Consider the following 24,839-nt stretch of genomic DNA (forward strand, 5'->3'; position numbering starts at 1 on the left):
GACAACTGGTGGTGGATACACAGAGCCGTCCGAACGTGCCGGAGGGTTTCGACGTCACGGACCCGGATCTCTGGGCCCATCGAGTCCCCGTGGAGGAACTGGCCGAACTTCGCGCATCCGCGCCCATCTGGTGGAACCCGAAGTCGCCGAAGACCGGCGGATTCCAGGACGACGGCTTCTGGGTCGTCTCCAAGCATGCCGACGTCAAGACCGTCTCGCGTCGTGACGACGTCTTCTCGACCTTCGAGAACACCGCGATCCCTCGTTTCAACGACGACATCACTCGCGAGCAGATCGAACTGCAGCGCTTCGTGCTCCTGAACAAGGATGCGCCCGAGCACACCAAGCTGCGCAAGACCATCGCCAAGGGCTTCACCCCGCGTGTGATCAACGGCCTGCGCGCCGAGCTGACCGCCCGCGCGGAGTCGATCGTGCAGGCCGCGGCCGCCGGGTGCACCGGCGACTTCGTCGAGCAGGTCGCGGCCGAACTGCCGCTGCAGGCCATCGCCGAGCTGATCGGAGTGCCGCAGGACGACCGCATGAAGCTGTTCAAGTGGTCGAACGACATGACCAGCTACGACGATCCGGATAGCGACGCCGATCCGCTGGTGGCCTCCACCGAGCTGCTCGGCTACGCGTACCAGATGGCCGAGGCGCGCCGGAACGAGCCCGCCGACGACATCGTGACCCAGCTGATCCAGCCCGACGCGGACGGCAACGTGCTGCTCCCCGAGGAATTCGGCTTCTTCGTCATGGTGCTGGCCGTGGCGGGCAACGAGACCACGCGCAACGCGACCACGCACGGCATGATCGCCTTCCTGGAGAACCCGGACCAGTGGGAGCTCTTCAAGAAGGAGCGCCCCAAGACCGCGGCGGACGAGATCATCCGCTGGGCCACCCCGGTCAGCAGCTTCCAGCGCACCGCGCTCGAGGATGTCGAGATCGAGGGCGTGCAGATCAAGAAGGGCCAGCGCGTGGTGCTCTCGTACCGCTCGGCCAACTTCGACGACGAGGTGTTCGAGGATCCGCACACCTTCAACATCATGCGTAATCCCAACCCGCACCTGTCCTTCGGCGGCACCGGCGCGCACTACTGCGTCGGCGCGAATCTGGCCCGGCTCGAGGTCGAGATCATTTTCAACGCCATCGCCGATTACATGCCCGATATCACCGCGCTCGGCGATCCCAAGCGCCTGCGCTCGGGCTGGCTGAACGGCGTCAAGGAATTCCAGGTGGATTACCAGCCCAAGGCCGGCGGCGGCTGCCCGGTCGCGCACTGAGCTGAGACCGATGGGCGCTCGGTGAAAATGCCGGGCGCCCATACCAACCGAATCTCGGACTGCCCTGCCTCTCACAACTCAGGGCATACGAAAAGGAGCGGGGCGACCGGAATTCCGGTCGCCCCGCTCCTTTTCGTCCGTCTACTGTGCTTGCTTCAGCGTCTTCATCGCGCGGTCGGTCTCCCAGAAGGCGCGCAGGGCAGCGATTTTGCCGTCCTGATCCACCCGGTAGGTGAACACGCCCTCGGCGTCGACGGTCGTCCCGCCGCCCATGGTGGTGCGGATGCGGCCGGTGAAGGCCACCTCGCTGCCACAGGCGAAGGAGTCCTCGAACAGGAACTCGATGTCGTCGGTGGGCGCGATCGCCTTGTCCCAGAACGCCGCTATGGCTTCCGGGCCGCGATGTCCCTTACCGTCCGGATCGAAGAAGGACGGCCCGATGGGGTCCTCCACGATGCCGTCGGCGGCGAACAGAGCCACCCACGCGGCCTTGTCCCGGGCGCGCACCGCGGCCTGGGACGTCAGGCCCGCCACGCGCGCCGGATGGTCGGCGCTCACGGCTGCTCGCTTCCGACGACCCACATCGAGAAGTACTGCGAGCCACCGCCGTACGCGTGACCGAACGCCTTCTTGGCGTTCTCCACCTGGTAGTCGCCGGCGCGGCCCATGACCTGCTTGGCGGCTTCGGCGAAGCGGATCATGCCCGAGGCGCCGATGGGGTTGGAGGAGAGCACGCCACCCGACGGATTGACGGGAAGCTTTCCGCCGATGGCGGTTTCGCCCGCCTCGGTGAGCTTCCAGCCCTCGCCCTCGGGCATGAAGCCGAGGTTCTCCAGCCACATGGGCTCGAACCAGGAGAAGGGGACGTAGATTTCGGCCGCGTCGATCTCTTCCAGCGGGTTGGTGATCCCGGCCTGCTTCCACAGTGCGGCGGCAGCGACCTGACCGGCCTGGGGGTTCACCTGATCACGACCGGTGTAGGCCAGCGGCTCGGTGCGCATGGCGGTGCCGTGAATCCACGCCACCTTCTTGCCGGTGGCCTCCACGGCCTTGGCCGCGGCCTCGTCGCCGATCACGATGGCGCACGCGCCGTCCGAGGACGGGCAGGTCTCATCGAAACGAATGGGGTCCCACAGCATTTGGGACGCCATGACCGAATCCATGGTGATGTCGGACTGCTGCAGGTGCGCGAAGGGATTACGCGCGCCGTTCTTGCGATCCTTCACCGCGACCATCGCGCCGACGTGCAGCGGCGCACCGGAGCGGTGGATGTAGGCGCGCACGTGCGGGGCGAAGTAGCCGCCCGCGCCCGCGCCGACCGGCTTGGTGAAGGGCACCGGATTCGACAGCGCCCACATGGCATTGGACTCGGACTGCTTCTCCCAGGAGAGCGCGAGCACCTTGCCGTGCACACCGGCCTGCACATGCGAGGCGGCCACGACGGCGGTGGAGCCGCCGACCGAACCCGCGGTGTGCACGCGCAGCATGGGCTTACCGGTCGCACCGATGGCGTCGGCCAGGAAGAGCTCCGGCATCATCGAGCCCTCGAAGAAGTCGGGGGCCTTGCCGATGATCACGGCGTCGATATCGGCCATGGTCAGACCGGAATCCACGAGCGCGCGATCGATGGCCTCGCGGAGCATGCCCGCCATGGACACATCCGAGCGCTTGGCCACGTGATGGGTCTGGCCGGTGCCGAGAACGGCAGCGGGGTTCGTCATGAGCGTGCCTCCAGGGTGGCGACCAGGTTCTGCTGCAGCGCGGGACCCGAGCTGGCATGTGCCAGTGCGCGATTCGCGGTGCCGTTGAAGATTTCGGTGGCGGCGAAGCCGATGCGCTCCAAGCCGGCCGAGAACATGGGGTTGCCGGACAGCGGGCCGCCCGACACATTGATCTTGGTCGAGCCGTTCAGCCCCAGCGCCTGCGCGAGGATCAGTTCCTCGTGGCTGTACTGGGTGTGCAGCTCGGCGATATCGAAATCGCTCGCGCCGCCGTTGATCGCGGCCTTGGCCGCGCGGGTCGTGGACTGCGAGACGGTGAGATCGCGCGCGCCGAGGACCGGGGTGTCGATGTAGTGCGCGATACCGCTGATCCACGCCGGGCGCTCGGCCAGCTCGCGGGCCTTGTCGCCCACTGCCAGCACGATCGCCGCCGCGCCGTCGGTGATGGGCGCGATGTCGTGCGAGCGGAAAGGATTGGCCACATAGTCGGCGGCCAAGAGCTTTTCGACATCGGATTCGGTGCGCGCGGTCGCGCTGCCACCCTTGGCGGCGGCATGGACCGCGGCCCGGGCGGCGACCTCGGCCATATCGCGCTCGGTCCAGCGACCGGCGTCGATACCGGCGCGGGCCTGCAAACCGGCCATGGACACCGCGTCCGGGCCCAGCGGCGCGACCAGGTACGGGTCGGTCTGCAGGGTCAGGACCTGGCGCAGCGTACCGGCCGAAGCCTTGCCGAAGCCGTACACCAGCGCGGTCTCGGCCTGTCCGGTGCGCAGCTTGAGCCACGCCTCGTACAGCGCCCAGGCCGCGTCCATCTCCACGTGCGACTCGTTGATCGGCGGCACCGCGCCGATGGCGTCGATCGCGGAGATGAACGAGAAGGCGCGCCCGGCAAGGTAATCCGAGGAGCCCGAGCACCAGAAGTCGATATCGGTCTGCTTGATGCCGAGCTTGCCGTACAACTCGTGGAAGCACGGCGCGAGCATCTCCACGCCGTTGGTCGTGCCGAAGGTCTCGGGCACATGCGGTGCGTGGGCGAACCCGACCACCGCGATTTCGTTGTTCGTCAACGTATTCAGCCTTTACAGGTGGTGCGAGAAGGACTCGTACGCGGCATCGGGCTCGCCGGAGGGCTCGAAGTGGTCGACATTGCCCATACTCAGGCTCCACTCCTCGCGAGGCTTCCACACGGCCTTGACCCGCATGCCCATGCGAACCTCGCTGGCGTCGCAGCCGAGCACCAGGTGCAGGAACGGAATATCGGTGCCGTCCAGCAGCACGTAGGCCGCCACGTACGGCGGCTTGATGCTCTGCCCCATGAAGGGCACGTTCACGATGCAGAAGGTGGTCACGGTGCCGGTGTCGGCGACCTCGACGTAATCATCGGTGGGGGAGCCGTCACGCGGGTCGGCGCCACGCGGCGGGAAGTACACCTTGCCGTCGCTGGAGGCCTTCGCGCCCAGCAGCCTGCCCTCCATGATCGCCTTCAGGAATTCGGCTTCCTGGGGTGCGGCGGTGTGCTTGAAGGACAGGTCGATCGGGGTGATGATGCCGGTTACGGGCTCGGCGTCGGCCGCGGAATCCGCGGGCGCGTTGGAGGATTCGCCCGGTTCGAAGCAGGCGATGTCATGGATGTCGCCGCGGCGCTCGCCGGCCCAGCGCGCCCGCACCCGCAGGCCGGTGGAGATGTCGGCCGGCGAGGCCACATCCACCGCGTGCAGGAGCGCGGTGTCCGCGCCGTCCAGCTTGACGAGCGCGTAGGCGAAGGGCCGGTCGAAGGGCTGCCCGGGCAGCGGTTCGGCCACCCAGCTCCACGACTGGACGGTGCCCACATCGGCTACGTCGACGAATTCGGTCAGCGGTTCCGCGGTGATCGGATCGAATTCCGCGGGCGGCACGATGACGCGCCCATCGGAACCACGCACTCCGACGACCCGGCCCGAACGCAACCCGGTGAGGAAGCGTCCGATGGTCGGACCGGTGGAGCGGGTGTAATCGAACTGCATCCGCAGCGGCGCGGCGAGTACTTCGGTGTTCCCCAGAGTCACGCGATCGAGTAGAACAGGTTCTAAAGAAGGGTGCAAGAGCCCACTTGGGAAGGGAACCGAACATGCGCTTTGGGTTGCAACTCGGATACTGGGGCGCGCAGCCGCCCGCCAACACCGCGGAGTTGGTCGCGGCCGCCGAAGAGGTCGGATTCGACGCGGTCTTCACCGCCGAATCGTGGGGTTCGGACGCCTACACCCCGCTCGCGTGGCTGGGGTCGAGCACCAGCCGGGTGCGCCTGGGCACCTCGGTCGTGCAGATGTCCGCGCGCACGCCGACCGCCACCGCCATGGCCGCGCTGACCCTGGATCACCTCAGCGGCGGGCGGCACATCCTCGGGCTCGGCGTCTCGGGACCCCAGGTGGTCGAGGGCTGGTACGGGCAGTCGTTTGCCAAACCGTTGCAGCGCACCCGCGAGTACGTGTCGATCATTCGGCAGGTGCTCGAGCGCGAGGGCAAGGTCGTCAACGACGGGCCGAACTTCCCGCTGCCCTACAACGGCGCGAACGCCACCGGATTCGGCAAGCCGCTCAAGTCGATCACCCATCCGCTGCGCAAGGATCTGCCGATCTGGCTGGGCGCCGAGGGCCCGAAGAACGTCGCGCTGACCGCCGAGATCGCCGACGGCTGGCTGGCGATCTACTACACCCCGCGCCTGGCCGACATGTACAACGAGTGGCTGGACGAGGGATTCGCGCGCGCGGGTGCCAGGCGTTCGCGGGAGGACTTCGAGATCGCCGCGACCGCGCAGGTCATCCTCACCGACGACGTCAAGGGCGAGCTCGATCGGCTGCGCCCGTTCATGGCCCTGTACATCGGCGGCATGGGCGCGGAGGACATGAACTTCCACGCCGAGGTGTACCGGCGCATGGGCTACGGCGACGCGGTCGAGGAGATCACCAAGCTCTTCCGCACCGGCCGCAAGGACGAGGCCGCGGCCGCGGTCCCGGATCAGCTGATCCTGGACACCACGATCATCGGCGACGAGGCCCACGTGCGCGAACAGCTGAAGGTCTGGGAGCAGGCCGGGGTGACGATGCTGCTCGTCGGCGTCCGCGACGTCGCACAGTTCGAGCGGCTCCGGCCGCTGATCGAGGCATAGAACGCGTTTCAATCACGGATCGGGGAGGTCTCGGCGTCGCGGCGCCGGACCTCCCCGTTCCCGCTCAGTGGACAGTCCGTTCCGGGTGGCAAACGGACATTTGACCCGCTAGTCTGTGACCGGGGCCACAAGCTTTGCTGGTGGGGCGGACAAATCACACCTTGCAACTCGCGAGAACACGTTCTATTTTCATCGTGTGAGCCACAACATAGCGGACCTTGTAGAGCACGCAATCGACCTCATGCCGGACAACGTCGCTCTGGTCGACGACACTCGCTCGGTCACCTATGCCGAGCTGGAGACGCGAGCCAACCAACTCGCCCACTACCTGCGGGAACAGGGTGTTCAGCCCGGTGACAAGGTGGGTATCTACTCGCGCAACACGATCGAGGCCGTCGAAGCCATGGTCGCGGTGTTCAAGGCCAGGGCGGTCATGATCAACGTGAACTACCGGTACGTCGAGAACGAGTTGCAGTACATCTTCGAAAACTCGGACATGGTCGCGCTCGTCGTCGAGCGCCGGTACGTGGACAAGGTCGCCAACATCTGGCCGAACCTGCCGCTGCTGAAGTCCATCGTCGTCGTCGAGGACGGCACCGATCTGCCGCTGCCCGAGGGCGCCACCGAGTACGAGGCCACCCTGGCCGCCCAGTCCGGCGAGCGTGACTTCGAAGAGCGTTCCCCCGACGACCTGTACATGCTCTACACCGGCGGCACCACCGGCATGCCCAAGGGCGTCATGTGGCGTCAGGAGGACGTCTGGCGCGTGCTGGGCGGCGGCATCAACTTCCTCACCGGCGAGTACGTCACCGACGAGTGGGAGCACGCCAAGCTCGGCGCCGCCAACCCGCAGATGGTGCGCTACCCGGTCGCGCCGATGATCCACGGCGGCTCGCAGTGGGCCACCTTCATGGCGCTGTTCAGCGGCGGCAAGACCCTCATGCTGCCCGAGTTCAGCGGCCACGGCCTGTGGCAGGCCGTCGACAAGCACAAGGTCAACCTGATCTTCATCACCGGCGACGCCATGGCCCGCCCGATGTGCGACGCCATCGACCAGGTGAACCCGGAAACCGGTGCGGCGTACGACCTCTCGAGCCTCTTCATGATCGCCTCCAGCGCCGCGCTGTTCTCGCCGACGCTCAAGGACAAGCTCCTGGACGCGCTGCCGAACCGCATGATCACCGACTCGATCGGCTCCTCGGAGACCGGCTTCGGCGGGCTGTCCATGGTCACCAAGGGCCAGACCCACACCGGCGGCCCGCGCGTGAAGATCGACGCCTCCACCCAGGTGCTCGGCGACGACGGCCATCCCATCGAACCCGGTTCGGGCAAGACCGGTTTCATCGCCCGCAGCGGCCACATCCCGCAGGGCTACTACAAGGACGAAGAGAAGACCAAGGCCACCTTCAAGGAGTTCCACGGCGTGCGCTACTCGATCCCGGGCGACTTCGCCCGCGTCGAGGAGGACGGCACCGTGACCATGCTCGGCCGCGGGTCGGTCAGCATCAACTCCGGCGGCGAGAAGATCTACCCCGAGGAGGTCGAGGGCGCGCTCAAGTGCCACCCCGAGATCTTCGACGCCCTCGTGGTCGGCGTGCCCGACGAGCGCTGGGGCCAGCGCGTGGTCGCGGTCGTGCAGTGCCGCGGTGAGCAGCGGCCGACGCTCGAGGATCTGCGTCCCGTTCTGACACAGGAGATCTCGTCCTACAAGCTGCCGCGCAGCCTGTGGTTCGTCGACCAGATCAAGCGCAACCCGGCCGGCAAGCCGGACTACCGCTGGGCCAAGGAACAGACCGAACTGCGCCCCGCCGACGAGGACGCGCCCGCGCCCGTCAGCAAGTAGTCACCGCCGGCGGATTCGCCGCGCGCCGCACCTGAGCGGCGCGCGGATCCCGTCGCGCACTCGCGCCCGTCCGCACCCGCGGGCGGGCGCGAGTGCTTTTCGTCCCTGGCGCCACATCCGGGCACACACTCCACAGTGTGAATTCGTTTCCCTCTGCTTGTCGGTGCCCTGTGCAAGAGTGTTGGACATGACCGAGAAGGCCGGAGGTTCGGCCACCATCACCGACGACGTGCTGCGCTCCTTCGAGGGGCATCGGCGCGAGCTCTGCGCATACGCGTATCGAATGCTCGGCTCCTCCTTCGAGGCCGAGGACGCGGTACAGGAGACCTTCACCCGGGCCTGGAAGTCCTACGACTCGTTCGAGGGCCGTTCCAGCCTGCGGTCCTGGTTGTACAAGATCACCACCAACGTCTGCCTCGACATGCTCGACGGCCCGCAGCGCCGGGCCCGGCCCATGGATCTGACCGGGGCCAGCACCCCCGACACCCCGCTGCCCCCGCCGGAGCCCGATTACGTGTGGGTGGAACCGATTCCGAACGCGCTGGCCTTCGGCGCGGATCCGGCCGAGGCCGCCAGCGCCAAGGACACCCTGCGGCTGGCCTTCGTGTCCGCCGTCCAGCATCTGCCCGCCACCCAGCGCGCGATCCTGATCATGCGCGAGGTGCTGCGGTTCTCCGCCAGCGAGACCGCCGACATGCTCAACGTGTCCCCGGCCTCGGTGAACAGCGCGCTGCAGCGGGCGCGCGCCACCATGTCCAAGGCGCAGGAGACCGCGACCCCGTCCGATGTGCTCGACGAATCGAACGAGCAGCAGCGCAAACTCATCGACGATTTCGTCACCGCCTTCGAGTCCTACGACATGACCGCGCTGACCGAATTGCTGAAAGCCGATGTGGCGCTGTCGATGCCGCCCTTCTCGCTGTGGATCTCCGGTCCCGAGAACGTGGCCGCGTTCATGCTCTCCACCGGGTCGGCCTGCCGCGATTCGCGGCTGGTGCGGCTCGAGGGCGCGAACGGGCTGCCCGCGTTCGGTCACTACAAGCCCAGCGGCGAGCCCGGGGTGTGGACGCCGTGGTCCATCACCGTGCTCGAGCTCGACGGCGATCGGGTCGCGGGGCTCAACTTCTTCCTCGACACCGATAAGCTCTTCCCGCTCTTCGGCCTCGCGAAGGAATACCGCGAGGATTAGGCCTCGTCGCCGCACAGGCGGGACGCGCCGGGGTGGTACCGGCGCACCGCGGCGACATGCGTGAACGGCCCGCCGGGTGAAAACCCGGCGGGCCGTTCGCATTTCACGCCGCTCAGTTCGTGCCGGGGTAATCCATGAAGAAGGGCTCCCACTGATGGCCGTCCGGATCGATGAAGGTGCGCCCGTGCATACCCGCCTGCGCCTCCTGGGCGCGCTTGTCGTCGTTGACCTCCTCGGTCGCGCCGGCGGCGACCGCCGCGTCGACCAGGGTGTCCACTTCCGCGGCACTGCCCAGCGCCAGCGCGTAGGCGGCGTGGATACTGGAACGGGTGTCGGCCAGGGGACGCTTGCTGAAGGTCGGGAAGAATTCCTTGGTCAGCAGCATGAGGCAGATATTGTCGTCGATCACGATGCAGGCGGCGTTGCTGTCGGTGAAGTCCTGGTTCACCTTCCAGCCCAGCGCCTCGTAGAAGTCCTTGGACTTGTCGAGGTCGGCGACGGGGAGATTGATGAAAATCATCTTGCTGGCCATGGTGGTGTTCCTTTCCTCCGCAATCCGGTTGCGTGTGCGCGTTTCGTAGGTAGTGACGAACCGGGCACGGGAAACTCATCGGCCGCTCGCGAGGTGGTCTGTGACACACGATTTGGTCATCGGTCGGTCGCGTACGGCTCGACCGTGACAGAGTGACCAACAGGAGGTGCCTGATGAAATACAGCTACCTGGTCGCGCTCACCGGCAGCGGCGGTACGGTGCCGCCGGAACTGGGGGTGGTGCGCCGCCTCGTGGCTCGCGGGCATCGCGTGACCGTTCTGGCCGAGGAGTCGCTGACCGAGGCGATCACCGCCACCGGCGCCCGGCTGCGGCCGCGCGCGGGCGCGGGTTTCGCGCGCGACATCGCCGACGAGATCGACGGTGACCGGCCCGACATGGTGCTGGCCTCGTATTTCGCCTTCGGGGCCATGGTCGCGGCGCAGGCCTGCGAGGTGCCGTTCGTGGTCCTGATTCCGGGGATCTATCCGCTGCCGATGGAGGGCGCGCCGCCGCCCGGGTCGGGTTTCGGGCTCTCGCACGGGCCGGTGACCCGCTGGCGTGATCGCGTGGTGGGCGGTCTGGTGCAGCGGCGCTGGGACGAGGAGTTGCTACCCCAGCTCAACGCGCTACGCGCGGGGTTCGGGCTGGAACGGCTGGCGCACTATCAGGATCAGGCGCGGCTGGCGTATCGGCAGCTCGTATTGTCCAGTGAGGCTTTCGATTTCCCCGCGCAGCGGCCCGACGGGGTGCGCTGGGCCGGTCCGATCCTGGACGATCCGCACTGGAGTCTGGAGACGGACTGGGAGGTTCCGGACGGAGGGGACCCGCTCGTGCTGGCGTCGCTGTCCACCACGTTCGCGGGGCAGACCGAGTGCCTGCAGCGCATCGCCGACGGTCTGGGCAGGCTGCCGGTGCGCGGGGTGATCACCACCGGGCCCGCGGTCTCCCCGCTGGACATCGTCGCGCCGGCCAACGTGCGGGTGCTGGCGGCGGCGCCGCATCACGAGGTCATGCGGCACGCCAGCCTGGTCATCACGCACGGCGGGCACGGCACCCTGCTCAAGGCGCTGGCCGCCGATCTGCCCGCGGTGGTACTGCCGCACGGGCGGGACGACGCCGACATCGCGGCTCGCGCGCGGGCGCACGGCGCGGCGATCCTGTTGCACCGCACCGCGACTCCGCAGCGCATCGCCGCCGCGGTCCGCCGCGCGCTGCGCACCCCGGCGCTCTATCGATCCGCCGCCGAACTGGGGCGGGTGATCCGGCGCGACGCCATGGGCGATCTGCTCATGCGCGAGCTCGAGCCCTCGCCCGATCACCCTGGCCCGGTGGCCGAGCGCATCGCGCACATCCGCGAGTTCGAGTCCTGATCATCGCGACAACCCGCGCGGGCGCGGCCCCGCGCGATTAGCGTGAGGCGCATGGACTTCTTGCCGGTACTGCGCGACAAGCTCACCGCCTACGGCGCGCTCCTGACCCCCGACGCCGATCTCACCGCGCCGGTGCCCTCGTGCGGCGAGTGGACCCTCTACGACCTCACCGACCACCTGGTGCAGGGCAATCGGTGGGTCGTGACCGCTGTGGCGGAAGGCCGCGGCGATCACCGCGGCGAGCCCGCGCCCCGCGATGCCGAGGGCCTGCGCGCGGCCTTCGACGCCAGCGCCGCCGCGATAGTCGAGTCCCTGTCCGCGGACCCGGAGACCCCCGCCTGGACCTTCACCAGCGCGATGCCCCGCAATGTCGGTTTCTGGCGCCGCCGTCGCGCTCAGGAAACCCTGATGCACCTGTGGGACGCCCAGGCCGCCCTCGGCAAACCCGAGCCCTTCGACCTCGCCCTCGCGACCGACGGCATCACCGAGGTCTTCGAACTCTTCGCCCCCCGCATGGTCTCCCGCGGCCTGGCCCCCGAACCCGCAGCGGCCCTGACGGTCCGCGCCACCGACGCCGACCGCACCTGGACCTACGGCCCCGGCGCATCCGCCGTCGAATTGTCCGGCCCCGCATCGGATCTGCTGCTGGCCCTGTGGGGCCGCAAGCCCGCCGCCGGCCCCGAGTTCACCTGGACCGGCGACCGCGCCGCGGGGGAGCGGGTACTCGCGGGACCGTTGGTGCCCTAGCGCAAGCGATGTGCCGATCCCGCGCCCGCGACCTGAGCGGCGGCCGTTCCGGTCTTCGGAAGTCGGCGCCGTTCGCCCTCGATCGTTTCGCCCCGGCGGCACACGACAGAGCGGCGGCACCCGGAAGTGCCGCCGCTCTTTATCTTTCGGTTCTCAGGCGAAAGTCAGTTCGCGGGCTCCGCGAGGATCGCGCCGAGGGCGCGGAGGTGATCGTTCGCGCCGCCGAGGACGAACTCGTTGTGCTTGGCGGCGGTGAAGTACTGGTTCACGATGTGGTCGCGGTCGATGCCGACGCCGCCGTGGACGTGGACCACGGTGTGGGCCACGCGGTGGCCGGCCTCGGCGGCCCAGAACTTCGCGGTGTGGACCTCGGCGGCGGCGGGGAGGTCCTCGGCCAGGCGCCAGGCGGCCTGCTGGACGGCCAGGCGCACGCCCTGGACGTCGATGTAGGCGTCGGCCAGCCGCTGGGCCACGGCCTGGAAGCTGCCGATCTTGCGGGTGAACTGCTCGCGCTCGCGGGCGTAGTCCGCGACCAGTTCCAGGCCCTTCTCCACGGTGCCGAGCTGGGTGGCGGCCAGGCCGAGCCAGCCGCGCTCGAGCAGCCAGTTCAGGATCTCGGCGCCCTGCTCCACGGTGCCGACCAATTCGGCCGGGGTACCGGCGAATTCCACCTCGGCGGCGGGGGAGCGGTCGGTGATGATCTGATCCTCGATGCGCACCGAGGCGTCGGCGGCATCGACCAGGAACACCGCGGGCGCGCCGTCGACACTGGCGGAGACCAGGATGCGGGCGGCCTGGCGGGCGAACGGCACACCGGTCTTGAGGCCGGTGAGCTGCCAGCCGCCGTTGTCGGCCGCGGTGGTGGCCGGGGCGGCCGGCTCCCAGTTACGCTCCTCGGACAGCGCGGCGGTGAGGATGACCTCGCCGCTCGCGGCCTGCGCGGCCACGGCCCGCTGGGCCTCGTCGCCGAACTTCGCCAGCGCGCCCGCGCCGAGCACGATCGACCACAGATACGGCACCGGCGCGACGGACTTGCCGAGCTCACGCAGGATCGCGGTCTGCTCCAGCACGCCGAAATCGCTGCCGCCCACCGCTTCCGGCAGCGCCGCTGCCAGCACGCCGGTCTCGGCGAGCGAGCCCCACAGGCCGTCGTCGAAGCGCACGGTGCGCGCACCGGCGGCGTCGGTGTTCTTGTCCAGTTCGCGCAGCCGGTCGGCGGTGACCAGCTTGCCGGTGACCTCGGCGGTCAGTCGGGCCAGGTCCTGCTGCGCCTCGGTAAGAGTGAAATCCATGATGGGTACCTAGGTTTCGTGTCAGCGCGCGGCGGCGGGCTGCTTGAGGGCGGTCATGGCGATGATGTCGCGCTGCACCTCGTTGGTGCCGCCGCCGAAGGTCAGAATGAGGCAGGCGCGGTGCATGCGCTCGAGCCGGCCGCGCAGCTGCGCGCCCGCGGAATCCTGGCGCAGGTAGCCCTGCGGCCCGAGCACCTCCATGAGCGCGCGGTAGGCCTCGGTGGCCAGTTCGGTGCCGTACACCTTGCAGGTGGAGGCGTTCCAGGGGCGCGGGGCGGCGCCGGCGTCGGCGCCCGAGGCCAGCTCCCAGTTCAGCAGCTTGAGGAACTCGACCTTGGCGTGCACGCGGGCCAGGGCGACCTGCACCCATTCCTGGTCGATCACGCGGGAACCATTGGCGGCCTTGGTGTTGCGCGCCCACTCGGTGGTCTGCGCGACGGCCAGCTGCAGCGGCGCGGCCGAGGTCAGCGCGACGCGCTCGTGGTTCAGCTGGTTGGTGATCAGCGCCCAGCCGCCGTTCTCCGGGCCGACCATGTCCGAGTTCGGGATCCGCACGTCCTGGTAGTAGGTGGCGCTGGTGTCCGGGCCCGCCATGGTGTGCACCGGCGTCCAGGAGAAGCCCTCGGCGTCGGTGGGCATGATGAACATCGAGATGCCCTTGTGCTTCTTGGCACTCGGGTCCGTGCGCACGGCCAGCCAGACGTAGTCGGCGTAGGCGATGAGCGAGGTCCACATCTTCTGCCCGTTGACGACCCAGTCGTCACCGTCGCGGACCGCGCCGGTGCGCAGCGAGGCCAGGTCGGTGCCCGCGCCCGGCTCGGAATAGCCGATGGCGAAATGCAACTGGCCGGCGGCGATCTTGGGCAGGAAGAACTTCTTCTGCTCCTCGGTGCCGTAGTGCATGATGGTCGGCGCGACCGAGTTGATGGTCAGGAACGGCACCGGCGCGCCCGCGATGGCCGCCTCGTCGGTGAAAATCAGCTGATCCATCGTGGGCCGATCCTGGCCGCCGTACTCCTTCGGCCAGCCCAGGGCGAGCCAGCCGTCGCGGCCCATCTCCTCGACGACCTCGCGGTAGACATTGCCTTCGCCGTACTCACCGGTCTGTGCCGAGAGTGCTTCCCGCCGCTCCGGAGTGATCAGACGGGCGAAATACTCACGCAGCTCAGCGCGCAGCTGTTCCTGTTGCGGCGTGTATGCGATCCGCATATGGGCACCTCTAGCCTTCGTGTCAGGGTTCTGCCGATCATGGCACAGCAGGTGGAACTTGTTCCAGTATCGGCGCTTGTAAGGCCGCACTTGCTACCCCTCGCACCGGTGGTGTTGTTACGCTCGCCCCACTGTTGTGCAAAGGAGTTGGCTATGAAGGTCACTGTTGATCTCGACCAGTGCGAGGCGAACGGAATCTGCGTCGGAATCGCACCTGACGTGTTCGATCTCGATGACGACGATGTCCTCCACATCGTCGGCGCGGAGGTACCGGCCGGTAGCGAGTCCGATGTCGAGACCGCCGTGGCGCAGTGCCCGAAAGCGGCGCTCAAGATCGTCTGAAACCGGCCTTGCTCGTCGGGTGTAACACGTTCTAGAGTCGGCCGGTGAGCGAATCTGATGTGAGTCTTGCCGGCCGGGTGGCCATCGTCACCGGCGCGGGCGCCGGCCTGGGCCGGGCCGAAGCCCTGGAGCTGGCCCGCGCCGGCGCTTCGATCATTGTCAACGACCTGGCCGAGAACGACGCGGTGAGCGCGACCCTCGCCGATATCCGCGCCCTCGGCGCCAAGGCCGAGTTCGTCGCGGGCAGCATCGCCGAGCGGTCCACCGCCGACGCGCTGATCAGCACCGCCGAACAGACCTTCGGCGGGCTGGACATCATCGTCAACAACGCCGGCATCACCCGCGACAAGATGCTTTTCAACATGTCCGACGAGGACTTCGACGCGGTGATCGCGGTGCATCTGCGCGGCCACTTCCTGCTGACCCGCAACGCGGGCGCGTTCTGGCGGGCCAAGTCCAAGGAAGCCGGCGCGCCCGTCTACGGCCGGATCGTGAACACCTCGTCCGAGGCCGGGCTGCTCGGGCCCGCGGGACAGGCGAACTACGGCGCGGCCAAGGCGGGCATCACCGCCCTGACACTGTCGGCCTCGCGGTCGCTGTCGGCCTTCGGTGTCCGTGCCAACGCCATCTGCCCGCGCGCGCGGACCTCCATGACGGAGAAGGTCTTCTCCGCGGCTCCGGAAGAGGGCCCGGATCCGCTCTCTCCCGACCATGTGGCGCGCCTGGTGACCTTCCTGGCCTCCCCGGCCGCCGACGCCGTCAACGGACAGTTGTTCGTCGTCTACGGGCCGATGGTAGCGCTCATGGCCGCCCCTGTCGTGGAACGTCGTTTCGACGCCGACGGTGAATGGAGCACCGCGAATCTCGCGGACACACTGGGCGGGTACTTCGCCGAACGCGGTTCGGACGCTACGTTTTCCGCATCGGCCCTGATGGATCTCGGTTAGTACACCCTTATTCGGCGGTAGCCGGGCCGTAGCGCCCGGCTGCTTGGTTGATTGCTTGGTTGATCATGTGACCAAGAGTTGGTAGGAATGGGTTCTGTGTGTGTGACGTCTCACAAAGGCGTCACACATCTGGGTCGGAACTGCAGATGAACGTGTTTCCAAAACTGGACACGAGTTCAGAAAGATCCCCAGTTCAAAACCCTTGAAACCTTCCCAGACGGTGCGAGAACGTGTTCTAATCTCTGGGCGGGACCGAGATCACATTCAGATCTCGGGAGCTATAGCTAGGCAGGGCAGGAGGAATCGCGGGAATGAATGATGTCCTCGCTGTACCGTTGCGGGCGGTCGGGGGGTTCTTCGAACTCGCCGGCGACGTCGCTCGCGCCGCGGTGCGGCCACCATTCCAGCGACGCGAATTCGTCGATCAGGCCTGGTTTATCGCCAGCGTCTCCATCACACCCACGTTGCTCGTGGCCATTCCCTTCACGGTGCTGGTTCAGTTCACGCTGAACATCCTGCTCCGCGAGATCGGCGCCGGCGACCTGGCGGGAGCGGGCGCCGCCTTCGGCGCCGTCACCCAGGTCGGGCCGATGGTCACCGTGCTCATCGTGGCGGGCGCGGGCGCGACCGCCATCTGCGCCGACCTCGGCGCACGCACCATCCGCGAGGAAATCGACGCCATGCGCGTACTGGGCATCGACCCGGTGCAGCGCCTGGTGGTTCCGCGCGTGCTCGCGTCCATGTTCGTGGCCATGCTGCTGAACGGGCTCGTCTGCACCATCGGCATCCTCGGCGGCTTCCTGTTCTCGGTGTTCCTGCAGGGTGTCAACCCCGGCGCGTTCGTCAACGGCATCACGCTGCTGACGCATCTGCCCGAGCTGGTCATCTCCGAGGTCAAGGCGACGCTGTTCGGGCTCGTGGCGGGCCTGGTGGCGTGTTACCTGGGACTGACCGTCAAGGGCGGTCCCAAGAGCGTGGGCGACGCGGTGAACCAGACCGTCGTCTTCGCCTTCATGGCGCTGTTCGTCATCAACGTGGTGGTCACGGCCGTCGGCATCAAGTTCACGGCTCGGTGACCGGATGGCCTTCGTAATCACCTCCCGCTTCCCCCGGGTGACGCGCCGGGTGAAGCGCACGACCGACAGCCTCGATTCGGTCGGTAAACACGCTGTCTTCTACGGCCAGTCGATCGCCTCGGTGCCCAAGGCCCTGGTGCACTACCGCACCGAGACGATCCGGCTCATCGCCGAGATCTCCATGGGCACAGGCGCTCTGGCCGTCATCGGCGGCACCGTCGTCATCGTCGGCTTCCTGACCCTCGCGGCGGGCGGCACCATCGCCGTGCAGGGCTACAGCTCGCTCGGCAACATCGGCGTGGAGGCTCTGACCGGCTTCTTCGCCGCCTTCATCAACGTGCGCATCGCGGCGCCCGTCATCTCGGGAATCGGCCTGGCGGCGACCCTCGGGGCCGGAACCACCGCGCAGCTGGGCGCGATGCGCGTGTCCGAGGAGATCGACGCCCTGGAGGTCATGGCCATCCGCCCGGTGCCGTTCCTCATCGGAACGCGCATTCTGGCGGGCATTCTGGCCATCATTCCGCTGTACTCCCTGGCCGTCATCGCCTCCTTCCTCGCGAGTCGTTTCGCCACCGTCGTCATCTACGGACAGTCGGCGGGTGTCTACGACCATTACTTCGACACCTTCCTGATCCCCAGCGACATCCTCTGGTCGTTCGCACAGGCGATCTTCATGGCCATCGCGGTCATGCTGATCCACACCTACTACGGCTACCACGCCTCCGGCGGTCCGGTCGGCGTCGGCGTCGCGGTGGGTAATGCCGTGCGTTCCTCCTTGGTCGCGGTCGTGATGGTGACGCTGCTGATCTCACTTGCCATCTATGGCACCTCCGGCAATTTCCACCTCTCCGGGTAGGGCGACGACGACATGGTGACAGAACACGACAGAGTGGCGAGCCCGATCGGCGCGCCCTTCGTTGAAAAACCAAGGCCCAAACGGCCTCTCGAACAAGGCTGGTTCATTCGTCTCGCCGGCCTGGGCATGGTTGTGCTCCTCGCCGGAGTGGTCACGATCTGCATGGTGATGTTCTCCGGCGGTTTCGAGAACACCGCCAAGGTGACCGTTGCCGCGCCGCGCGCGGGTCTGGTCCTGGACCCCGACGCCAAAGTCAAGATTCGCGGCGTCGAGATCGGCCGGGTTACCGGAATTACCAATACTTCCGACGGCGCCGACATCGAATTGGCCGTCGATCCGGAAAAATTGAAGATGGTCCCGGCCAACGCGCTCGTGGATATTCGATCCACCACCGTTTTCGGCGCCAAGTACATCAATTTCGTTGCGCCGCAGAATGCCTCGGGCTCGCTCGCGCCGGGCGCCACGGTGCGCGCCGACGTGGTCACCGTGGAGTTCAACACGATCTTCCAGCACCTCAACGATGTGCTGGCCATGGTGCAGCCCGAGAAGCTGAACGCGACGCTGACCGCGCTGGGCTCGGCGCTGCAGGGCCGCGGTGACCAGCTGGGCCAGACCCTGGTGGACGCCGAGGCGATGCTGCGCGAGATCAACCCGAGCCTGCCGACGCTGCAGGAGGATCTGCGCAAGACGACCGCGGTGACCGGGATCTACGCCGACACCGTGCCGGATCTGCTGCGGACCACCGACAACATGCAGGTCACCGCGGCGACGCTGGTCGACAAGCAGCGTCAGCTGGACGCCATGCTGCTCGGCCTCACCGGGCTCGCGGATACCGCGACACCGGTTCTCGAGGAGAGCACGGCACCGCTGGCGCAGGCCCTGAACCTGCTGAAGCAGCCCATCTCGACACTCCACGAGTACCGTTCGGCGATCTTCTGCACCCTCGTCGGGGTGGGCAGCAACATGGAGATCGTCAACGACATCTTCGGCGGCCGGTACGCGGCGGTCACGATGAACGCCGGCGCCATGCCGGGCGGTGAGCCGTACAAGTACCCGCAGGATCTGCCCAAGGTGAACGCCACCGGCGGTCCGCACTGCGAGGGCGTGCTCGACAACGTGCCCGGTGTCCATCCCAAGTACCTGGTGACCGATACCGCCGAGGGGAATGTGTTCCAGCCGGTGACCGAGCCGTACTTCAACAGCAATGTCTTCGAGTGGTTGTTCGGCGGGATTCCGGGGGTGCGCAAATGAGCTTCAAACCCCGTGCCGTGACCGTGAAACTCGGTCTGTTCACCGTCGTCATGCTGCTCGTGCTCGCCATGCTGGGCGTGATCTTCAGCCAGATGCGCTTCTCCCGGGAGCACAGCTACAACGCCATCTTCACCAGCTCCTCGGGCATTCTGCCCGGGTCCAAGGTGCGGATCGCCGGCGTTCCGGTCGGCACCGTGACCGACGTGTACGTCGGCAAGGACAAGCTGGCGCACGTCGAGTTCGACGTGGATCGCAAGTACAAGCTGTACACCTCCACCGAGGCCGCGATCCGCTACGAGAACCTCGTCGGCGACCGCTACATGGAGCTGCTCGAGGGTGACGGCGGGGCGCAGACCCTGGCGTCCGGCGGCACCCTCGGCACCGATCGCACCAAGCCGGCGCTGGATCTGGACATGCTGCTCGGCGGGTTCAAGCCGCTGCTGCGCGGTCTGGACCCGGCGCAGGTGAACGACCTCACCGAGGCGCTGGTCCAGGTCTTCCAGGGCCAGGGCGGCACGCTGGTGTCGCTGCTGAACAGCGGCGGCTCCTTCGGCAAGACGCTCGGCGAGCGGGACGCGCTGATCGGCAGCGTGATCGAGAATCTGAAGACGGTGCTCAGCACCATCGACGAGCGCGACGAGGCCTTCGGCAACACCCTCGACGAGTTGCAGCGACTGGTCAGCGGCCTGGCCGCGGACAAGGACCCGATCGGTGACGCGCTGCCGCGATTGGCCGGCGCCACCGGTGATCTCACCGATCTGCTGCAGCAGGCCCGGCCCGATCTCAAGGCCACCGTGCAGCAGCTCGGCCGCGCGGCGACGGTGCTGGACGACCAGGGCGGTGAGCTCGAGTGGATCATCCAGAACCTGCCCGAGACCTACAAGAAGCTGGTCCGCATCGGTTCCTACGGTTCGTTCCTGAACATCTACGTGTGTGGAACGGACATCCTGCTCGACGGGCCCGACGGTAAGCCGATGCTGGTGGCCACGCCCGGCGGCCAGACCGGCTATGGAAGGTGCGCCAAGTAGCCATGAATACGAATCGCCTGTCCACGGTCAATATCGGTGTCGTCGGCATCGTGCTGGCCGTGACTGTCTCGCTGAGCTCCCTGCAGTTCGACCGGTTGCCCCTGATCAAGTCCGGGGCCGAGTACGTGGCCTACTTCGCCGACGCGGGCGGTCTCGTCGACGGTGACCAGGTGCAGGTGGCCGGTGTGAAATCCGGCCGCGTGGACGAGGTCTCGCTGGACGGGGCCAAGGTGCGCGTGCGCTTCACCCTCGACGAGTCGATCCCGCTGGGCAACAAGACGACCGCGGCCATCAAGACCAATACGGTGCTGGGCCGCAAGTCGATGGAGGTCACCCCGAGCGGCGGCGGATCCATCAATAAGAACGATCCGATTCCGCTGGAGCGCACCACCTCTCCCTATTCCCTCAACGACGCGCTCGGCGATCTGTCCACGACCGTCAAGGATCTGGACATGGACCAGGTCAACAAGACCCTGGACACCCTGTCGGTCACGTTCGCCGATACGCCGGCCCCGCTGCGCAGCGCGCTCGACGGCATCACCGCCCTGTCGCGCAGCATCAACTCGCGCGATCAGGCGCTGACCGATCTGCTCGGTCGCGCCCAGGGCGTGACCAAGGTGCTCTCGGACCGCGCCCAGAAGATCAATTCGCTGCTCGTCGACGGCAATTCGCTGCTGGGTGAGCTGGAGGCGCGCCGGAGTGCGATCAGCCAGCTCGTCGTGTACGTGAACGGACTGGCCCAGCAGCTGACCGGTTTCGTGAACGACAACGAGGCCGAACTCGGTCCGACGCTGGAGAAGCTGAACTCGGTCCTGGACATCCTGACCAGGAACGAACAGGACCTGAAGGACGCGCTGGACGCGGTCGGCCCCTACGCGGGCGCACTGGGTGAGCAGGTCGGCTCCGGCCCCTACTTCCAGGCCTATATCTCGAACTTCTCCAGCTCGTCGCTGGAGGTGCTGGTGGACGCCATGGTGTGGCCGGAGAACGTGCCGCAGGCGCTGCAGGAGATGTTGAGCACCCTCGGCGTCGGTCCAGGAAAGGTCGGTCCGGATAAATGAACGCAGTGCGAACCACTCTCGGCAAACTGCCGCGCGCGGGACTCATCGCGATAGTCGTGGTGGCGGTGGCCGCCCTGGCCTTCGCCGGATACACGACGGTCACCAAGGTCGGCACCAAGCAGATCACCGCGTACTTCCCCTCCACCAGCGGCCTGTACGCGGGCGACTCGGTGCGGGTGCTCGGCGTGAAGGTCGGCACCATCGATTCGGTCGAGCCCGGCAAGGACCGGGTCGCGGTCAAGATGACCGTGGACCGCGGCGTGGAGCTGCCGGCCGACGCCAAAGCCGTGCTGATCTCCCCGTCCCTGGTTTCGGCCCGATTCGTCCAGCTCGCTCCCGCCTACACGGGTGGCCCCGAGCTGAAGGACGGCGGGACCATCCCGATCGAACGCACCGCCATCCCGGTCGAGTGGGATGACATCAAGGCCGAATTGTCCAAGCTGGCAACCACTCTCGGTCCGGTCGGTGAAGACGAGCAGGGCTCGTTCGGTCGTTTCGTCGACACCGCCGCGAACAACCTCGACGGCAACGGTGAAGCCTTCCGTAACACGCTGCGGGAGCTGTCCGGGGCGTTGACGACGCTGTCCGACGGTCGTACCGACCTGTTCGCGACGATTCGCAACCTGCAGCAGTTCGTCGACGTCATCTCCAAGAGCAACGATCAGATCGTGCAGTTCGGTGGCCGGCTGGCCTCGGTGTCGCAGGTCCTGGCCAACGTGTCCACCGATCTCGGTGTGGGACTGGACAACCTGGACAGCGCGGTCAGCGACGTGAAGCGATTCATCGACAGCCACGGCGACGGGCTCACCGAGGATCTGCAGCGGCTCGCCGACGTCACCGGCATCCTGGTCGAGAAGCAGCCGCAGGTCGAGCGCCTGCTGCACTCCGGGCCCACCGCGCTGGTGAACTTCTACCAGCTGTACAAGCCCAATACCGGCAGCCTCACCGGCTACCCGGTCATCACCAACTTCGCCGATCCACTCAGCTTCCTCTGCGGATCGGTGCGCGCCGCGGCTCGCGAGAGCTCGGACAAGTCGGCGGACCTGTGCGCCCAGACCCTGGGCCCCGCGCTGTCGAACATGACGATGAACTACCTGCCGTTCATGCTCAGCCCGGCGACCGCCGCGGGCGCGACGCCCGACCAGATCGCCTACACCACACCGGAACTCGAAGAGCGGGCGCGGAATCAGCCCAAGGCCGGTCAGGTCAGCGTTCCGAATTCCCTCGCCGAGTTGGCCGTTCCGGGAGGTAACTGATGAGGACCACTCCGATGCGCAAGTGCGCGGGCGGTCTGGCGATCGGTATCGCCATCACGCTGGGGACGACGGGCTGTCAGTTCGACGGACTCAACTCCCTGCCGATGCCCGGCGCGGCCGGCGGCGGCGAGGGTGCGTGGGAGGTCAAGGTGCAGATGCCCAATGTCACCACCCTGACCCGTAATTCCCCGGTTCGAGTCAACGACGTCACCGTCGGCGCCGTCACCGGCGTCGAGGTGGAGGGCTGGCACGCGCTGGTCACCCTGAGCCTGGACAAGGGCGTCAAGCTGCCCGCCAACGCGACCGCGAAGATCGGGCAGACCAGTCTGCTCGGCTCCAATCACCTGGAGCTGGCGCCGCCGACCGACACCGCGGCCAGCGGTGAGTTGCGGGCCGGCGACGTCATTCCCATGGAACGCGCCGGCGCCTACCCGACCACGGAGCAGACGCTGTCCTCGCTGTCGGTCGTGCTCAACGGCGGCGGCATCAGCCAGCTGGAGAACATCACCGGGGAACTGAACAAGGCCTTCACCGGGCGCACCGACGAGATCCGGGAACTGCTGCCGCAGTTGAACACTCTCGTCACGACGCTCGACGCCCAGACCGCGGACATCATCGCCGCGATGGGCGGGCTCGACCGCTTCTCCGGCATCCTCGCGCAGCAGCAGGACAGGCTGGCCTCGGCCATCGACAACATCCACCCCGCGCTCACCGTGCTCGCGGATCGGCGCGAGAACATCACCTCGACGCTGACCGCGCTGGCGAATCTGGGTGACGTGGTGTCCAAGTTCGTCGCCGAGGGCGGCGACTCGCTGAAGGCCGATCTGGCGAATCTGTGGCCGGTGGTCCAGCAGATCGCCGACACCGGAGGCAATCTCACGAAGGCCCTCGGCATGCTGCTGACCTTCCCGTTCCCCATGCACGCGCTGGACGGTGCGGTCCGCGGCGACTACCTGAACGTCAAGATGGTCTTCGACCTCACCACCGCCCGCCTGCAGAAGAACCTGTTCACCGGAACCGCTCTCGGGCCGCGTGCTTCGGGCATCGAGGGCGCGCTCGGATCGATCGGCGGCACCGACGGTCCGCCCATCGATCCGAAAACTGCTCCCTTCCAGCAGAATCCGGCCGAGGTGCAGACGATTCCCGGCCTGGGCGCGATTCCCGGCCTGCCCCCCATTCCGGGGCTCACCGTTCCGCAAGGGGATGGACAGTGAAACTCACTCGATTCGTCAAGATCCAGCTCGCGATCTTCTCCGTCTTGACGGTGATCGGCCTGGCCGTCATGTCGGGCGTCTATGTGAAGCTGCCCGCCGCGTTCGGCATCGGCGTCTACGGCGTCACGGTCCAGCTGAGCGCCACCGGCGGGCTCTACGAGCACGCCAACGTCTCCTACCGCGGCATGAATGTCGGCAAGGTGAAGGAGGTCCGGCTGACTCCCGAGGGAGTCGACGCCGAGCTCACCGTCGACAGCGACCAGAAGATTCCGTCCGACGTGACCGCCGTGGTCCGCAGCGTGTCGGCCATCGGCGAGCAGTACGTCGACCTGGTGCCGGTACCGGATCCCCAGGGCGGCAACCTCTCCGACGGTTCGGTCATCCCGGTGGAGCGCACCAAGCTGCCGCAGGACGTCGGCACGCTCCTCGATCAGACCGACCGGCTGCTCAACAGCGTCGCGGACACCAAGCTGCGCCAGGTCATCGACGACGCCTTCGTGGCCTTCGACGGCGCCGGCCCGGACCTGCAGCGCTTCCTCGACTCCGCGTCACTGCTGGTGCAGGAGGCCAAGAACAACACCCAGGCCACCAAGGATCTGATCGAGAAGATCGGGCCGCTGCTCGACACCCAGGTCGAGTCCGATGCCGCCATCCGGAGCTGGACCAAGGATCTGGCGACGCTCACCGATCAACTCCGCGAACATGATCCGGCCCTGCGCAGCGTCATCGACAAGGTGCCCGGCGCGGCGGCCAGCGCCACCGACCTGTTCAACCAGTTGCAGCCGACGCTGCCGCTGCTGGCCCGGAACCTGGTCAGCATCGGACAGGTCAGCTACATCTACGACGCGAGTGTCGAGCAGTTGCTGGTGGTCTTCCCGCCGCTGATCGCGGCGCTGCTCACGGCAGCCACCAGTGGCCCCCTCGAATACGGCGCCATGGTCGACTTCATGATCAGCGTCGGTGATCCGGCGGGTTGCACCGTCGGCTTCCTCTCGCCCAACGACCGCCGCGACGCCTCGCTGGTCGACGCGCCGCCGACCCCGGACAATCTCTACTGCAAGGTGCCGCAGGACGCGCCCTACGCGGTCCGCGGTATTCGGAATACCCCGTGTATGGAATTCCCCGGCAAGCGTGCGCCGACCCCGGAACTCTGCCGCGACCCGGAGGGCTACGTGCCCGAGGGCAACATGCCGCTGCCCTTCGAAAAGGACGCGCCGGGCGCGCCCAGCACCGAGCCGAGCGGTGACGCCGGCGCAGGTCAGCAGCCCGCAGGGGGTACCCAACCAGCCTCGTTCGAGTCGCGCTCGTACGATCCCAACAGCGGGACCTTCTTGGGACCGGACAATCGCACGTATCGTCTGGGCAACATCGGCCCGGACGGATCCGGGATAGTTCCGCCGACCTTGACAGCAATGGTGCAGGAGCAGTTGAAATGAGTGAAACCAGCGGGGTGAGAAACCGCTCTCGGCGGCGCGCG

Annotated in this window: 23 protein-coding genes; 16 read left to right on the plus strand and 7 right to left on the minus strand. The window is 67.4% G+C overall.

Going from position 1 to position 24,839, the window contains the following annotated elements; genetic code table 11:
• Positions 1 to 8: 8 nt before the first annotated feature.
• Positions 9 to 1,280, plus strand: a complete 1,272-nt coding sequence (locus ACWDOP_RS22835) for a cytochrome P450 (RefSeq protein ID WP_456346690.1) — start codon at positions 9 to 11, stop codon at positions 1,278 to 1,280.
• A gap of 141 nt (positions 1,281 to 1,421) precedes the next feature.
• Here the strand turns inward: ACWDOP_RS22835 and ACWDOP_RS22840 are convergent, their stop codons facing one another.
• Genes ACWDOP_RS22840 through ACWDOP_RS22855 form a run of 4 tightly spaced genes read right to left on the minus strand, consistent with a single transcriptional unit; the run spans position 1,422 to position 5,049 of the window.
• Positions 1,422 to 1,838: a nuclear transport factor 2 family protein gene (locus ACWDOP_RS22840; protein ID WP_454208168.1), complete on the minus strand. Its 417-nt coding sequence runs from the start codon at positions 1,836 to 1,838 to the stop codon at positions 1,422 to 1,424.
• On the minus strand, positions 1,835 to 3,001 hold the full coding sequence (locus ACWDOP_RS22845) for a thiolase domain-containing protein (RefSeq protein WP_454208169.1): 1,167 nt from the start codon (positions 2,999 to 3,001) through the stop codon (positions 1,835 to 1,837). Before ACWDOP_RS22845 ends, ACWDOP_RS22840 begins: the two co-directional genes overlap by 4 nt.
• Positions 2,998 to 4,071: a thiolase domain-containing protein gene (locus ACWDOP_RS22850; RefSeq protein ID WP_456346691.1), complete on the minus strand. Its 1,074-nt coding sequence runs from the start codon at positions 4,069 to 4,071 to the stop codon at positions 2,998 to 3,000. The genes ACWDOP_RS22845 and ACWDOP_RS22850 overlap by 4 nt, the downstream gene beginning before the upstream one ends.
• Positions 4,072 to 4,083: 12 nt before the next feature.
• Positions 4,084 to 5,049 (minus strand): Zn-ribbon domain-containing OB-fold protein, encoded by a 966-nt coding sequence (locus ACWDOP_RS22855; protein WP_456346692.1) that lies wholly within the window; start codon positions 5,047 to 5,049, stop codon positions 4,084 to 4,086.
• Between the two features lie 62 nt (positions 5,050 to 5,111).
• Between ACWDOP_RS22855 and ACWDOP_RS22860 the strand changes: the two genes are divergently transcribed.
• The 3 genes from ACWDOP_RS22860 (at position 5,112) to ACWDOP_RS22870 (ending at position 9,181) form a co-directional block, all read left to right on the plus strand.
• Positions 5,112 to 6,149, plus strand: a complete 1,038-nt coding sequence (locus ACWDOP_RS22860) for an LLM class F420-dependent oxidoreductase (protein ID WP_454208172.1) — start codon at positions 5,112 to 5,114, stop codon at positions 6,147 to 6,149.
• A gap of 196 nt (positions 6,150 to 6,345) precedes the next feature.
• Positions 6,346 to 7,992 (plus strand): acyl-CoA synthetase, encoded by a 1,647-nt coding sequence (locus ACWDOP_RS22865; protein WP_456346693.1) that lies wholly within the window; start codon positions 6,346 to 6,348, stop codon positions 7,990 to 7,992.
• A gap of 187 nt (positions 7,993 to 8,179) precedes the next feature.
• Positions 8,180 to 9,181, plus strand: coding sequence for a sigma-70 family RNA polymerase sigma factor (locus tag ACWDOP_RS22870; protein WP_456346694.1), 1,002 nt, complete (start codon positions 8,180 to 8,182; stop codon positions 9,179 to 9,181).
• A gap of 112 nt (positions 9,182 to 9,293) precedes the next feature.
• Here the strand turns inward: ACWDOP_RS22870 and ACWDOP_RS22875 are convergent, their stop codons facing one another.
• Positions 9,294 to 9,713: a VOC family protein gene (locus ACWDOP_RS22875; protein WP_454208176.1), complete on the minus strand. Its 420-nt coding sequence runs from the start codon at positions 9,711 to 9,713 to the stop codon at positions 9,294 to 9,296.
• 173 nt (positions 9,714 to 9,886) lie between these two features.
• Here ACWDOP_RS22875 and ACWDOP_RS22880 point away from each other — a divergent pair, with 173 nt between their 5' ends.
• Both ACWDOP_RS22880 and ACWDOP_RS22885 read left to right on the plus strand, forming a co-directional pair.
• Positions 9,887 to 11,083, plus strand: a complete 1,197-nt coding sequence (locus tag ACWDOP_RS22880; protein ID WP_456346695.1) for a glycosyltransferase — start codon at positions 9,887 to 9,889, stop codon at positions 11,081 to 11,083.
• Between the two features lie 51 nt (positions 11,084 to 11,134).
• Positions 11,135 to 11,830 carry a maleylpyruvate isomerase family mycothiol-dependent enzyme gene (locus ACWDOP_RS22885; protein ID WP_456346696.1) on the plus strand — a complete coding sequence of 232 codons (696 nt, stop codon included), beginning with the start codon at positions 11,135 to 11,137 and terminating at the stop codon, positions 11,828 to 11,830.
• A 164-nt stretch (positions 11,831 to 11,994) separates the two neighbouring features.
• Here ACWDOP_RS22885 and ACWDOP_RS22890 read toward each other — a convergent pair whose 3' ends face one another.
• Positions 11,995 to 13,122 carry an acyl-CoA dehydrogenase family protein gene (locus ACWDOP_RS22890; RefSeq protein WP_454208179.1) on the minus strand — a complete coding sequence of 376 codons (1,128 nt, stop codon included), beginning with the start codon at positions 13,120 to 13,122 and terminating at the stop codon, positions 11,995 to 11,997.
• A 21-nt stretch (positions 13,123 to 13,143) separates the two neighbouring features.
• A complete protein-coding gene (locus ACWDOP_RS22895) occupies positions 13,144 to 14,331 on the minus strand; it encodes an acyl-CoA dehydrogenase family protein (protein WP_456346697.1) in 1,188 nt (395 codons plus the stop codon).
• Between the two features lie 153 nt (positions 14,332 to 14,484).
• Between ACWDOP_RS22895 and ACWDOP_RS22900 the strand changes: the two genes are divergently transcribed.
• From ACWDOP_RS22900 to ACWDOP_RS22945, 10 genes are all read left to right on the plus strand, one after another.
• Positions 14,485 to 14,673 (plus strand): ferredoxin, encoded by a 189-nt coding sequence (locus ACWDOP_RS22900; RefSeq protein ID WP_456346698.1) that lies wholly within the window; start codon positions 14,485 to 14,487, stop codon positions 14,671 to 14,673.
• A 44-nt stretch (positions 14,674 to 14,717) separates the two neighbouring features.
• Positions 14,718 to 15,620, plus strand: a complete 903-nt coding sequence (locus tag ACWDOP_RS22905; RefSeq protein ID WP_454208181.1) for a 3-oxoacyl-ACP reductase — start codon at positions 14,718 to 14,720, stop codon at positions 15,618 to 15,620.
• A 311-nt stretch (positions 15,621 to 15,931) separates the two neighbouring features.
• Positions 15,932 to 16,696, plus strand: a complete 765-nt coding sequence (locus ACWDOP_RS22910) for an MlaE family ABC transporter permease (RefSeq protein ID WP_454208182.1) — start codon at positions 15,932 to 15,934, stop codon at positions 16,694 to 16,696.
• A 4-nt stretch (positions 16,697 to 16,700) separates the two neighbouring features.
• Positions 16,701 to 17,552, plus strand: a complete 852-nt coding sequence (locus ACWDOP_RS22915) for an MlaE family ABC transporter permease (RefSeq protein ID WP_454208184.1) — start codon at positions 16,701 to 16,703, stop codon at positions 17,550 to 17,552.
• 126 nt (positions 17,553 to 17,678) lie between these two features.
• Complete coding sequence (locus tag ACWDOP_RS22920) at positions 17,679 to 18,803, plus strand: MCE family protein (protein WP_456346699.1); 1,125 nt, start codon at positions 17,679 to 17,681, stop codon at positions 18,801 to 18,803.
• Positions 18,800 to 19,831 carry an MCE family protein gene (locus tag ACWDOP_RS22925; protein ID WP_456346700.1) on the plus strand — a complete coding sequence of 344 codons (1,032 nt, stop codon included), beginning with the start codon at positions 18,800 to 18,802 and terminating at the stop codon, positions 19,829 to 19,831. The genes ACWDOP_RS22920 and ACWDOP_RS22925 overlap by 4 nt, the downstream gene beginning before the upstream one ends.
• 2 nt (positions 19,832 to 19,833) lie before the next feature.
• Positions 19,834 to 20,892: an MCE family protein gene (locus ACWDOP_RS22930; RefSeq protein WP_456346701.1), complete on the plus strand. Its 1,059-nt coding sequence runs from the start codon at positions 19,834 to 19,836 to the stop codon at positions 20,890 to 20,892.
• Positions 20,889 to 22,148, plus strand: a complete 1,260-nt coding sequence (locus ACWDOP_RS22935; RefSeq protein ID WP_454208191.1) for an MCE family protein — start codon at positions 20,889 to 20,891, stop codon at positions 22,146 to 22,148. The genes ACWDOP_RS22930 and ACWDOP_RS22935 overlap by 4 nt, the downstream gene beginning before the upstream one ends.
• On the plus strand, positions 22,148 to 23,362 hold the full coding sequence (locus tag ACWDOP_RS22940; protein WP_456346702.1) for an MCE family protein: 1,215 nt from the start codon (positions 22,148 to 22,150) through the stop codon (positions 23,360 to 23,362). Before ACWDOP_RS22935 ends, ACWDOP_RS22940 begins: the two co-directional genes overlap by 1 nt.
• The gene (locus ACWDOP_RS22945; RefSeq protein ID WP_456346703.1) at positions 23,359 to 24,798 is read left to right on the plus strand and encodes an MCE family protein; all 1,440 of its coding nucleotides are present in this window, start codon (positions 23,359 to 23,361) and stop codon (positions 24,796 to 24,798) included. Before ACWDOP_RS22940 ends, ACWDOP_RS22945 begins: the two co-directional genes overlap by 4 nt.
• Positions 24,799 to 24,839: the final 41 nt, after the last annotated feature.

Source organism: Nocardia sp. NPDC003693, assembly GCF_053981095.1.

Coding starts and splice junctions, on each gene's coding strand:
- ACWDOP_RS22910 (WP_454208182.1), top strand. CDS start 15,932: ATGAATGATGTCCTCGCTGTACCGTTGCGGGCGGTCGGGGGGTTCTTC.
- ACWDOP_RS22875 (WP_454208176.1), bottom strand. CDS start 9,713: ATGGCCAGCAAGATGATTTTCATCAATCTCCCCGTCGCCGACCTCGAC.
- ACWDOP_RS22845 (WP_454208169.1), bottom strand. CDS start 3,001: ATGACGAACCCCGCTGCCGTTCTCGGCACCGGCCAGACCCATCACGTG.
- ACWDOP_RS22930 (WP_456346701.1), top strand. CDS start 19,834: ATGAATACGAATCGCCTGTCCACGGTCAATATCGGTGTCGTCGGCATC.
- ACWDOP_RS22920 (WP_456346699.1), top strand. CDS start 17,679: ATGGTTGTGCTCCTCGCCGGAGTGGTCACGATCTGCATGGTGATGTTC.
- ACWDOP_RS22860 (WP_454208172.1), top strand. CDS start 5,112: ATGCGCTTTGGGTTGCAACTCGGATACTGGGGCGCGCAGCCGCCCGCC.
- ACWDOP_RS22895 (WP_456346697.1), bottom strand. CDS start 14,331: ATGCGGATCGCATACACGCCGCAACAGGAACAGCTGCGCGCTGAGCTG.
- ACWDOP_RS22890 (WP_454208179.1), bottom strand. CDS start 13,122: ATGGATTTCACTCTTACCGAGGCGCAGCAGGACCTGGCCCGACTGACC.
- ACWDOP_RS22940 (WP_456346702.1), top strand. CDS start 22,148: ATGAGGACCACTCCGATGCGCAAGTGCGCGGGCGGTCTGGCGATCGGT.
- ACWDOP_RS22925 (WP_456346700.1), top strand. CDS start 18,800: ATGAGCTTCAAACCCCGTGCCGTGACCGTGAAACTCGGTCTGTTCACC.
- ACWDOP_RS22900 (WP_456346698.1), top strand. CDS start 14,485: ATGAAGGTCACTGTTGATCTCGACCAGTGCGAGGCGAACGGAATCTGC.
- ACWDOP_RS22915 (WP_454208184.1), top strand. CDS start 16,701: ATGGCCTTCGTAATCACCTCCCGCTTCCCCCGGGTGACGCGCCGGGTG.
- ACWDOP_RS22870 (WP_456346694.1), top strand. CDS start 8,180: ATGACCGAGAAGGCCGGAGGTTCGGCCACCATCACCGACGACGTGCTG.
- ACWDOP_RS22885 (WP_456346696.1), top strand. CDS start 11,135: ATGGACTTCTTGCCGGTACTGCGCGACAAGCTCACCGCCTACGGCGCG.
- ACWDOP_RS22880 (WP_456346695.1), top strand. CDS start 9,887: ATGAAATACAGCTACCTGGTCGCGCTCACCGGCAGCGGCGGTACGGTG.
- ACWDOP_RS22935 (WP_454208191.1), top strand. CDS start 20,889: ATGAACGCAGTGCGAACCACTCTCGGCAAACTGCCGCGCGCGGGACTC.